This is a genomic window from Leptospira ainazelensis (genome assembly GCF_016918785.1).
GTDB lineage: Bacteria > Spirochaetota > Leptospiria > Leptospirales > Leptospiraceae > Leptospira > Leptospira ainazelensis.
This window is the reverse complement of record NZ_JAFFPT010000004.1, coordinates 60,626-71,897: the sequence shown is the minus strand read 5'-3', so window position 1 is coordinate 71,897 and position 11,272 is coordinate 60,626. Positions and strand designations below refer to the sequence as shown.

Annotated in this window: 9 protein-coding genes; 4 read left to right on the top strand and 5 right to left on the bottom strand. The window is 41.9% G+C overall.

Features of this window, described 5'->3' with window-relative positions; genetic code table 11:
- Window positions 1–223: 223 nt before the first annotated feature.
- From JWG44_RS00810 to JWG44_RS00795, 4 genes are all read left to right on the top strand, one after another.
- A complete protein-coding gene (locus tag JWG44_RS00810) occupies window positions 224–1,711 on the top strand; it encodes an OmpP1/FadL family transporter (RefSeq protein WP_232371411.1) in 1,488 nt (495 codons plus the stop codon).
- A 210-nt stretch (window positions 1,712–1,921) separates the two neighbouring features.
- Window positions 1,922–3,223, top strand: a complete 1,302-nt coding sequence (locus JWG44_RS00805) for a sterol desaturase family protein (protein WP_205273066.1) — start codon at window positions 1,922–1,924, stop codon at window positions 3,221–3,223.
- 99 nt (window positions 3,224–3,322) lie between these two features.
- Entirely contained in the window at window positions 3,323–5,419 is a 2,097-nt protein-coding gene (locus JWG44_RS00800) for a DUF4139 domain-containing protein (protein ID WP_205273065.1), read from the top strand.
- 22 nt (window positions 5,420–5,441) lie between these two features.
- Window positions 5,442–7,112 carry a mucoidy inhibitor MuiA family protein gene (locus JWG44_RS00795; RefSeq protein WP_408611856.1) on the top strand — a complete coding sequence of 557 codons (1,671 nt, stop codon included), beginning with the start codon at window positions 5,442–5,444 and terminating at the stop codon, window positions 7,110–7,112.
- A 3-nt stretch (window positions 7,113–7,115) separates the two neighbouring features.
- Here the strand turns inward: JWG44_RS00795 and JWG44_RS00790 are convergent, their stop codons facing one another.
- The 5 genes from JWG44_RS00790 to JWG44_RS00770 form a co-directional block, all read right to left on the bottom strand.
- A complete protein-coding gene (locus tag JWG44_RS00790; protein ID WP_232371410.1) occupies window positions 7,116–8,156 on the bottom strand; it encodes a vWA domain-containing protein in 1,041 nt (346 codons plus the stop codon).
- A gap of 106 nt (window positions 8,157–8,262) precedes the next feature.
- A complete protein-coding gene (gene cobC, locus JWG44_RS00785; protein WP_205273063.1) occupies window positions 8,263–8,850 on the bottom strand; it encodes an alpha-ribazole phosphatase in 588 nt (195 codons plus the stop codon).
- A complete protein-coding gene (locus JWG44_RS00780; protein ID WP_205273117.1) occupies window positions 8,835–9,587 on the bottom strand; it encodes an adenosylcobinamide-GDP ribazoletransferase in 753 nt (250 codons plus the stop codon). Before JWG44_RS00780 ends, cobC begins: the two co-directional genes overlap by 16 nt.
- A gap of 47 nt (window positions 9,588–9,634) precedes the next feature.
- Window positions 9,635–10,669 (bottom strand): nicotinate-nucleotide--dimethylbenzimidazole phosphoribosyltransferase, encoded by a 1,035-nt coding sequence (gene cobT, locus JWG44_RS00775; RefSeq protein ID WP_205273062.1) that lies wholly within the window; start codon window positions 10,667–10,669, stop codon window positions 9,635–9,637.
- Complete coding sequence (locus JWG44_RS00770; RefSeq protein ID WP_205273061.1) at window positions 10,666–11,271, bottom strand: DUF6580 family putative transport protein; 606 nt, start codon at window positions 11,269–11,271, stop codon at window positions 10,666–10,668. The genes cobT and JWG44_RS00770 overlap by 4 nt, the downstream gene beginning before the upstream one ends.
- Between the last annotated feature and the right edge of the window lies 1 nt (window position 11,272).

The following is an 11,272-nucleotide window of genomic DNA, read 5'->3' as shown; positions in this document are numbered from 1 at the left end:
ACTGGTTCTTGTAGCGTACGCTCTAATTTTTTAGATATTTTTCTCGACTTTTTCGCCCTTCCTTTATAAAATAATCCGAACTTTTTAAAAATAACTGATATTTAATAATAATATCAGTAGCTCGTAGAAGTTAGAGAGTATCTTTCCTTCATCGATTCGGTTGGAAAGAGGGTAGGCGAAATTGAAAATTTTTAAGTTAAAAAGAACGATAGGGATAACTTTATTGATAGGCCTCGGCTTTCGAGAGAGTCTTTACGCGGGAAGTTACGGCGATATTTACGGTGCGCACCCCGCGGCGGCAGGGATGGGGAGCGCGGTTACTTCGATTGTGAACAATTCGTCCGCAGTCTTTTACAATCCCGCCGGTTTAGGAAGACTTTCGGAAGGCGATTTAATTCTTGCTGCGATCGAAAAAGAAGCTAGGACCAATAATCCGGAAAATCCCAATCCGGAAAAAAAAGACACCCCTCCTGCAATTCCGCCTAACGTAGATCCGAATGATCCGGCAAATCAGCAACCGGCGCCGGCAGTAGTCGGTCCTTGGTACAAAAGATACTGGGCCGATACGAAAGAAGGTTTTACAAAAGACGTTTTTAAATATAAACCCGCAAACCGTCCTGAAAGAAGTATACACGAAGTTTCCTTTCAATATATGTATGCGAATCCGACTTCACATACAACCGCGCCTCGAAATCAAAATTTAGACAAGATCCGCGATAGTTTTGTAGGTTTGGGTCTAACCCTAAACTTGAACGATATGTTCGATATGAGCAGAGGTTTTCGTTTTGGAATCAATGCAATCGTTCCGGGAAGCGGAAATCTTCTTACGCTCAACGATCAAAACCCTACGGTCCCACGTTATCTGCAACAGGGTGTCAGCAATGAAAGACCTACCATCATGGGCGGTCTCGGACTTGAGATTTGGAAGGATCGTCTATTTGCAGGAGTCGGTTTTACGGCGCTTGCGGGCGGAACCGGAAGCATTTTAATGAAGGACGTTCCAATTTCTCCCGATCCGGTCACTGCGAATTCACAGGTAATTCTTACCGTTAAACCTCTTATCAATCCGACCTATGGCCTGCAATTTTCCTACGGCAAATTCAGTTTAGGCGCCTCTTACAAAAGGGAAACCATGATGCAGGTGGATCCGGTTCCGGCGAGAGCGCAAACAACTCTTTTGGGAATTCAGTTGGACTTTGATCTTGCGATTTTGGACGGATTTAATCCGAGAGTATTCTCTTACGGTCTAGGATTTCGACCTAACAGCCGTTTGGTGTTAAGTTTCGATGTGAATCGGGAAATTTGGAGCCAATTCAAGCTGTCTAGAATCAAAGAAAAATATTCGGAACCATTATATCTTCACGATACAACGAACTTTCGGATCGGTGCGGAATACGCTCTTTTTAAATTCCTAAAAGCGCGACTTGGATTCGCGACAAAACCGACGCCTCTTCCTTCTATGCCGGGAACAAATAATTGGATGGATTCGGATCGTAATATTTATAGTTTAGGGTTTTCTTATGTATTCAGTCCAACTACTTTTAAATTTATGAATCGCCTAAGAAAACCTCTTATCTTTGATATCGTGATCGAAAATCACCAGTTAAAAGCAAATGAAGTAAACAAATACACTCCAACGGAACGAAATCCGAATTATTCCTACGGAGGATACATTTGGACGGTCGGCGTTTCGATGACGATTTTCTTTTAAACAATACTTAGGTGGTCAAAAGTTCTAAAATCTGAGACCTATTTAGAACGGATGTTATTTTAATTGAGCGCTCTATATTTCCTTTGATTCCCTTTTTTGTTGACAGAGCGTTCGTTACAAAGTCAATTTTGAAAGAAGGTCTGTTTTACAATCGCCTCATATCGATTAAGCGGATCCTTTTATAAGAAGAGAATAGGAAGCGAACCGACAATGGAAAAAAATCTTATCGAATTGATTACACCCGTTTTTTTCGTTCTACTCGTCGTTGAACTGATTACAGGATATGCGATCAAAAAGCCGGTCTATCGATTTAAGGATTCCGTAAGCAATCTTACCGCCGGGATCTATATGCAGGTTTTTACGGTTTTTGTTACCGTAGCCTTACTTTCTTTTTACGCCTGGGTGTATAAGAATTTTGGAATTTTTAGAATCTCAGAAACATCCGTCTTAGGTTGGATCGTATGCTATGTGTTAGCTGATTTTTGCTATTACTGGTATCATCGACTCGGACACGAAATCAATATTTTCTGGGCTTCGCACGTCGCTCATCACCAAAGCGAGGATTATAATTATACGGTTGCTTTGAGACAAGGGATGTTTCAAAACCTTTTTTCCCTGCCGTTCTATCTTCCTCTCGCGATCATAGGATTTTCACCGTTGATGTTTGTGATCTGTATTCAAGTGAATTTCGCTTATCAATTTTGGATCCACACTCGATTGATCGGAAAGCTTGGAATTTTCGAATATATTTTTAATACACCTTCTCAGCACCGAGTTCACCACGCCAGAAACCCGAAATATATCGATAAAAACTATGCGGGGACCTTTTGTATTTGGGATAGAATGTTCGGAACATATATAGAAGAAGAAGACGAGCCGATTTATGGAATCGTAAAACCTCTTCAAACGTGGAGCCCGATTCATGCTCAAATTCACCATTTCGAAGACTTGGCGAAAATTTCATGGAAGACAAAAAGTTGGAAAGATAAGATTCTAATTTGGTTTAAACCTCCCGGTTGGATGCCTGCGGACATAGGTAAATTTATTTCGCCGCCTGAAATCGACAAAAAAACTTACAAAAAGTTTAATACTGAAATTCCAGCGACTCTGATGACCTATTCCGCGGTTCAGTTTGCGTTTGGAATCGGAGCTTCGATGATCTATATAGAATTTAAAAAGGAACTTCCTCTTTTTGAGATGTTGGTTCTGGGATTTTATGTTCTTTGGACGTTTTGGAATATCAGCGCGATTTTTGAAACCAAAACCAGCGGTATGATCTCCGAGATCGTAAGAATGGGTTCGATCGTCGCAATTTCTTTCCTATTTCCGATGGATTTTACAGGCGTTGAAAAACTCGGGATGGTCCTGAGTCATGAATGGATCTTGGCTTTGCCGAGAATTCTTCAGATTGGATCGATCGTTTCTTTGGCGGTATTGGGTAGTTTTTTAATCAGTCAGAAACGATTCTTCAGCGTGGAAGGTCAAAAATCTCACCCACAAAGCACATTCTGAAACTCGAGATCCGAAACCAAAGGGAAAACGGTTGACCCAAGCTGATGATCGGAGTTTCTTTTCGTGGAGAAGAAACTCTGGTTTCCTGGAGAAAACCGTATGCAAAAATCCCTTCCGCAGTTACGGACTAACAATAAATTATTTCTTAATTTACTCCTTATTTTTCTTATCCTGACGACCTCGACGCAGGGACAGGATGAGAACGGCGAAGAATCGGAACGGCCTTCCGGTGAGCGGCTTGCCGTATCCTCCGAAAAGCCGGATCCTTCCCGGATTCAATCCGTAGTCTTGTATTCGAGTTTCGGCTACGTTACGAGAAATCTTCGTGCAAAGATTAAGGCGGGTAGTTCGGAGATTTATCTCGGAGAAATTCCGTATCAGGTTTCTGAAAGAACGATTTCGGTTCGTTTTCCGGATTCTTCACGTAAAGTAAAGATACGCGGAATTCGAGGGAAGATCAAAGTTGAAAGAAGAGCTCGGACAAAAGAGATCGCCTCTCTTCTCAAAAGGCAGGAAACGATCAATGATCAGATCGAATTGTTAAGTTCGGAAATTCAAGAATTAATCGACGAAGAAAAAACTATAGTAAGAATTTCTCCGGTTTTAAGAGGAGATCACGCTCTCCAAGAGGAAGTTGCAGATCCTGAATTCTTAGCTGCGTTTCAAAAACAATATCAAGAACATCTCAATCAACTTTCCTCGCTCAGACAAAAAAAATTAGAATCCCTGGATCAAGTTCGGGAAGAAGGACTTGTTGTAGACGCTCGTCTCGATCACTTAGGAAGACTCGAAGCAAAACAGAGAAAAGAACTCTATCTCGAAACGGAAACGGCTGAAGACACGGAAGCTTTGATCGAATATAAATATCTGATTCCGGGCGCGAGTTGGTTTCCGAGATATTCTTTGCAGCTGACCGACGAATCGAGAAGCGGAGATCTCAGTTGGTTTGCCTTGGTTAGAAATGACACCGGAGAAGATTGGGATAAGGTAAAATTATTTTTTACGGCTTCGAATCCTGATCTCGACATCGATCTTCCGGTCGTCCGCGAATGGAGAATCCAAACTCAATCGACAACGGAAGAGATCAAACAACAAGACGAAGAAGCGATTTACCCAAATCAGGATTCTCCTCCTATGAGCGGAGGGATTGTAAAAGAGAAAAAAGAAGAATCCAAAAAAAGAAACAAACGTATGCCTTCGAATTCCAAAGCGGACGGTTATGCTCAGGAAAAAAGTTCTGGAAAACCGGTTCCTGCTCCGATGGAACAATCTCGTCAGATCATCGAACAAAATTATTCCAATCGAGCGAACTCTCTGAGAACCGAAGACAATCTCAATCAGTTAAAGACCGATTTAGCGAATCAGCAATACAACTTTAAGAACGGTCAGTATGATCAAGCGAATTATTACGGACAAGAAGCTCTAAAGAAATTCTCCAAGTTATCCGATTTTTCGCGAAAGGAATTGAATTCGATCGAAACTTACACAGAGGATTTACTTCGTAAAGGAAGTCTGATTCTTTCATCGCAAAAGATTCCCGGTGGATTGATCCCACCTTCGCCGTTAGAAGGTTTTGATTATCAATACTCTTCGGGAATTCAGGAGACGATTCCTTCCGATCGATCTCTGAATAAGGTATTTTTAAAAAAGAAATCTCTTTCGCTTGTACCGGGTTATGCGACTTCTCCTATCGCCGGTCCGGGAGCGTATCTGACCGTAGAAGCCTCGAATTCGGAAGGAGAGCCTTTGCTCGCTGGACCAATGGAGGTCTTTTCGGGAAACACACTTCTTGGCAACACGATCCTGAGCGTCAGTAAACCGGGAGAAGCGATTCGAATGGAACTCGGCCAGGATCGGGATATTCTTGTAAATCGAAGAGAAACTTCTTTCGAACAAAAAGAAGGTGTGATCTCTTCAAGAACAAAAATCAAATACAAGGTTAGTATCGAAGTTAAAAATCGCAAAAAAAGAACGAGTATGATTACGTTGATCGATCGAATTCCGTATACGGTCGACGATAGCGTCGACATCAAGTTCGAACCCGGAAAAGATATTCCTGAAAAAAATGTGGAGGGAATTTTAACTTACAAGATCGAGTTGCCGGCCGGCGGAAAAAAGATTATAGAATTTGAATATTCCGTAAGCCACCCCGCCGAAAATCGTCTGATCAGAACCCCTGGATTGGGAGGATATTGAAATGAAACGTTTACAATTAAGAATGTTGTCCTCTTTAAAACAAAATAGATTCTATTTTACTATTTCGCGATTTTGGGCTGTTCTTTTATTCGGAATCATTCTACGGAGTTTTTCCTTAGAAGCGAGAGAAATCGAACTGAAAGTTCAAGACGTAACCTTGTATGAATCCTCGGCAGGGGTTTTACGGAGCGGAAAAATCCAATTGGAACCCGGAGTGAACGAACTTCTCATTCGAAATCTTCCAGTTCAAATTCAAGACGAATCTCTTGTAGCTTCCGTCGATGCATCGGGCGCTTCGGTCGTCGGTTCGAGTACTTGGATTGAAACCGGAGCAATCATTCACAACGAAGAGGCTTTGGATCTGCAAAAACGAATTCGCGCTCTGGAAAAAGAAATCGAAGCCTATGAAGGAAAAGATTCAAACTTAAAAAATCTGAAAAAGATTCTTACCGATACAAGATTAAAAATCGCCGAATTGGTTTCCAAAAATCTGTTTTACAAAAAGAACGAGGCGGAATCTAAAAAATGGTTTTTGTCGCTTAACAATAATCGGCAGGCGATTCAAATTGCGCTGAATTCAAACCAGGAAGTAAATCGTTCGATCAAGGATCTTCGCAAAAAACTTTCCGATTTGAGGGATAAGCTGAGTATAATTCTTTCCCTTTCCGAAAAGGCGGCCCGAATCACAAAAGTTCTAGTGAGTTATAACGGCGCCGAAAAAAAAGAAGCTACGTTAAACCTCACCTATCAATCCGGAGGAGTTTCGTGGAAGCCGTTTTATTCGGTTCGTATGGAAGGGAGAGAAAAAATCGAACTCGAATATCTCGCTGAAATCGTTCAAGAGAGCGGAGAAGATTGGAACAATATCAATCTTTTATTGTCTACTTCCAGTCCCGACGTGAGCGGAAGAAGACCTCGGCTTTCCAGTCAGAAATTATACGATCAGAAACGCCAAACAAATAAGGACAACCTGATTACATTTCAAAGTCAAAGTACCGCGGGGGAAGCGGGTGCGGCTCCCGAGGTCGAAACCCCGGAAGCAAATACCGAACCGACGACTGGAAGCAGCGAAGAATCCGGAAGCGGATTTCTATTTCGTTACTCAAAACCGGTCACCCTTCTTTCTCGAAAGGAATCAAAAAAATTATCGCTGGCTTCCTTTACGACGGAGGCGGCTTTTAGCGCGCTTTATGTCCCGAGTCTGAAACGTTATCCGCTCATTCGCGGAAGTTTTAAAAATTTATCGGGTTTTCCGATTCTTCCCGGAGGAGCTGCGGTTTTCCGTCAAGCGGGGATGGTTGGGACTTCCAGTTTCGGTTATATCAGCCCGGGCGAAAAAGCTGAAATTTCTTTCGGCTCGGAAAACGAGGTTCGAGCCATTTATCGTAAAGAATCCAATCAGACCAAAGAGGGACTTTTATCCGGAACCAAGGTTATTGAAAAATTGATTCGAGTGGAACTTGAAAATTTCGGAAAGGAATCCAGAACCATTTCGTTCCAAGAATCGATTCCGGTTTCGGGTGTGGAGAGTGTTCAGGTCACGATCGATTCTTCCACAACCCCGAACTATTCCGAGCTAAGAAAAGATTCAGGGATTTTAGAATGGAAGGTCGATATCAAACCGAACCAGAAACAAGAGATCAAACTGAAATACAAAGTAAGTTTTCCTTCCGAGTTCGATCTGAGCCTGTGACGTCTAACGGAGTTCCTCTTCTTTTGAAACGGCAAGAGGAGAAGGAACTTCGGTCATATCCCAGAGTTCCAAGGCGGCGTATAAAGAATTTTGTTTTGGAATTTCGATCGTAAATTTTCCCTGACCGGCGCTGAGATCAAAACATTCGCTCTTACTTAAGATCAAACTTTCAGGCGAAGAAATTCTTTTCGAACCTAAACTTGGATTCGAACGGATAGGAGCTTGTTTCAAATTAAAGACTACGCAGTTTTTAGGATTTTTTAACGTTTTGAAACCGAAGTCGATCGTATAAACGGTCTTTGAGTCCGATTCTTGATTTCGATGAATTTTTTCAAACCAAACCATCGTATCCGTTTGAGGTTTGGGTGTCGGGACGGAGACAGCGGAAGAAGGACGATTCTTGAGAGAATCCAAAGCGATGTGAAACGAAGAATCGTCTTCGACGCCGAAGTAAATACCGTCCCCCTCTTCGGTAAGAATTTTCATTTGTTGTTCTTCGTTGGGCTTTAAACCCAAACCGAGAACGTGAAATTTAAACGGAATTCCTTTTTGTTTTAATATCTGGAGTTCCTTCTTCGGATCTCCGTAACAACTTTCCACGCCGTCAGTGACTAAGATGATTTCTGTTTCCTTTTTTCTCTGAGCGATTACGTTTCCCGCGATCCGAATCGATTCCGCTAAAGGAGTGGCCCCCGCCGGAGTCAGACCGAACAAACGATTCTTAAACGTATCCGGATTTCCGGCTTCCAAAGGATGATAAAGTCTGGAGGAAGAACAACCCGGAACTCTGTTTCCATACGCTAAAAAACCTATATCCGTTTCAGGCGGAAGCGCCGATACATAGTGACTAACGTGCTTTTTTGCAAGGTGCATCTTTTGATAGATTCCAAGATATTCGTTCATCGAACCGGATGCGTCTATTATGAATAATTTTGACCGTTCTGGAATTTCGGATGCGCCCTGATCTTTGTTCAAAAGGAGCAAGAGACAAAGAATCCAGGTTGTTTTAAGATTGGAGCGCATACTAAACAATCTATCGGCCATTTCCAAAAAATCTATCGAGGGTAGAATCCGGATTTGTAAAAAAAAGAAACTTCTTTAGTAAAAAATGAATTCTAAAATCGAAACTCTATTTATTCGAAAAATTCTATTAACGATTCCAATAGACAACTTTGGAAAAAAATTCTGTCCCATTTTTCTCGATGGAAATCTTGCTGACGGAGCCGTAATCCAAGTCGAACCGAAATCCGCTTTCTAATGGAATAGAAGCTAGTTTGCATAAAAACGATCGAATCGCCCCCGCGTGTGTTACGATTCCGATTTTTGAGTTCAAAGGAGAGGTAGCAAGTATCGCTTCTAAAAAAACTGAAATTCGTTTTGAAAGATCGAGATAACTTTCTCCGTTCGGAGTCCTTTGGTTTACGAAGTCGTTCATCCAATATTCGGATTCGGTTTGCGGAATTTCCGTCCAGAGTTTTCCTTCCCAGGACCCGAAGTTCAGTTCCAAAAGCAGATCGGAAAATTCTAAGATTCCATTCGAATCCTTGGATAAAAACTCGGCTAATTCTTTGCAACGTCTGCTCGGACTCGAATAGAGTCGGTTCAACGGGTCTTTTAATTTGGAAAATATTTTTTCAAATTCTGTTTGGAAATCGGAAACGAGAGGGAGATCGGTTCTTCCGTAACACGTTCCCTTTGCAACGTTCGGAGTTGAATGTCGTATTAAAAAGAGTTCCAAGAAGTTAATATTCCAAGATAAAAAAGTAACTCGGTTACTTGTTGAGTAAATCCGAGACAATCTCCGGTAAAACCTTCGATCCATTTTTTAAAATAGTATCTTAGATAAGTTATCATAAGAAACACAAATCCAAAACCGAGAAGAATATGCAGGATTTGATCCGGATATTTCCGAGCGAAAAAGAACGCCGGAAAACATCCGAAAAAAGTGGAAATTATAAAGTCCGAAACGAATAATTTTTTAACGATCGGCTTTGACTTGGAAAGATCGTTATCCCTTGCATACGGGATCAACATCATCAAAACTAATGCGGACCATCTGCTCGCCGCGTGCGCGAACCAGGAGGTAAATAGAAAAATTAAAGATGAAAGTTTGAATAATTGAACGAGGAGAAAAAACTTTAATCCTAAGGATAGAATCAAACCGATCGAACCGAAGGTTCCGATTCGACTGTCTTTCATAATGTCTAAAATTTTTTCTTTGCTCCATCCTCCGCCAAACGCGTCGCAGACGTCCGCGAGACCGTCTTCGTGAAAACCTCCGGTGATCAAAACGCTTACGATCATTCCTAAAAGAATCGCGATTTCGATAGGGAGAATTTGCGCCAAACCATAACTCGCAAAAGACGCTCCTGCGGAAACGATCCAGCCCATAAAAGGAAAGTATCTGGACGAGCGCGATAGGGAGTCTTCCGAATAGACGTAGAAGGGAGGAACGGGAAGCCTCGTGTTAAACATCCACGAGGCGCAAAAACGATTCCATTCTTCCCTTAAAAAAGAAAAGATCAATTTTTTTGGTTTACCTTGGCCGATTCAAAGGAAGCCATCTCTTTCAAAAAAGTGATCGAGGAAAGTAGAATCGGATACGCGATCGCACAACCGGTTCCTTCTCCGAGCCTGAGCCCCAAATCCAGAAGGGGTTTTGCATTCCATTCTTCTAATATATAAACGTGGCCGGGTTCTACCGATTTGTGACAGAAGACCGCATTTTTGATTATGGAAGGTTCCATTCTTTGTGCGATTAAAAAAGCCGCACTCGCAATAAATCCGTCGATCAGAATGATCCTTCCCTTTTTTACGGAGTCGATCATAGCGCCTACGATCATTGCGATTTCAAATCCGCCGAAAATTCGAAGGATATCGGAAGGAGTTTTTAGGTCCGCCTTATATTTGCAAAGACATTCCTCTAAAATAACGATTTTCTTTTGATAACCTTGATCGTTTAAGCCGGTTCCTCGTCCTGTAACTTCTTTGAGATCCTTTTCTAAAACGGCGGCCGTGATCAAACTCGCCGAAGAAGTGTTTCCGATTCCCATTTCACCGAATCCGATTACATTACAATTTTTGGATACAGACTCGGTAGACACCCAAGCTCCTCTTTCAATCGCTTGTTTGCACTCTTCTTCGGTCATCGCCGGTTCCATCAAAATGTTTTTAGTTCCAAAACCGACTTTGGCACTGATAAAATCCGAATTTTTAGAGACCGAATCGTGAGGAAAAGAAAAGTCAACGCCGGCATCGATCACTTTCAGGCGAATCGAATTCTGTTTGCAGAAGGCGTTGATCGCGGCGCCTCCATTCAGAAAATTGAATACCATTTGATAGGTAACTTCTTTTGGATACGCGCTTACCCCGGAATTCGCAAGGCCGTGGTCTCCGGCAAAAACCAAAAGATGCGGCTCTTTTAGTTCCGGAGAATCGGTATTTTGAATCAACCCGATCTGAAGCGCAAGTGATTCTAAGATTCCCAAGGAACCGGGAGGTTTTGTTTTTAGATCGATTTTACTTTGTATTCTGGAGTGTAGCTCGTTTAAATTCAAACAGAGAGTTCCTTTTTTGTTAGGTTTTCAGGAATCGAAATTCTTCCCTTTATCTTTAATTCCACCCGGTCTAAAATACCGAACAATACGGAAGTGTAAAGCAAATCACCTAACAATGTGCCTGCGAAATAAGGAATTGCAGCTAAATAACAAGTCAATAATCCGTCCCAGGTTTTCGCGTAAAAAGAAGAAAAGGCCCAGACGGAAAAATTAGAAATAATAAAAAATTGTATGCTCGCGAGGAGCGCTATCCCGGAAACGAATATTAGTTTTGTTTGATTCTTTAGAAAGAATTTTCCGAGAAAAACGTTTATCATCAAAGAAAAATAAACGAGAAAAAATCCTTCGTAAAACATTTCGAAACCGTGGATCCGAGAAAGAATATAATCCGTGGTAAGGAGAATAAAGAGCGGAAATAAAAATGATTTCCAACCTTGGACCCGAGCGCCGGAATACACCGTCATGGCGCCGATCGAGGTAAAGTTGGAAGGATGCGGAAGGAAACGGGAAATTCCGGCAAGAATCACCGCTAAAGTCGAGACTCCTTCGTTCTGGTTAAAAGCGGTTTTCCATTTTTGAAGGACAAGATTGATTTTTTCCATT

What these genes read in the sequence shown, in the direction of transcription:
- JWG44_RS00805 (WP_205273066.1), top strand. Translation starts at nt 1,922, where the DNA reads ATGGAAAAAAATCTTATCGAATTGATTACACCCGTTTTTTTCGTTCTA.
- JWG44_RS00800 (WP_205273065.1), top strand. Translation starts at nt 3,323, where the DNA reads ATGCAAAAATCCCTTCCGCAGTTACGGACTAACAATAAATTATTTCTT.
- JWG44_RS00795 (WP_408611856.1), top strand. Translation starts at nt 5,442, where the DNA reads ATGTTGTCCTCTTTAAAACAAAATAGATTCTATTTTACTATTTCGCGA.
- JWG44_RS00790 (WP_232371410.1), bottom strand. Translation starts at nt 8,156, where the DNA reads ATGGCCGATAGATTGTTTAGTATGCGCTCCAATCTTAAAACAACCTGG.
- JWG44_RS00780 (WP_205273117.1), bottom strand. Translation starts at nt 9,587, where the DNA reads ATGTTTAACACGAGGCTTCCCGTTCCTCCCTTCTACGTCTATTCGGAA.
- JWG44_RS00770 (WP_205273061.1), bottom strand. Translation starts at nt 11,271, where the DNA reads ATGGAAAAAATCAATCTTGTCCTTCAAAAATGGAAAACCGCTTTTAAC.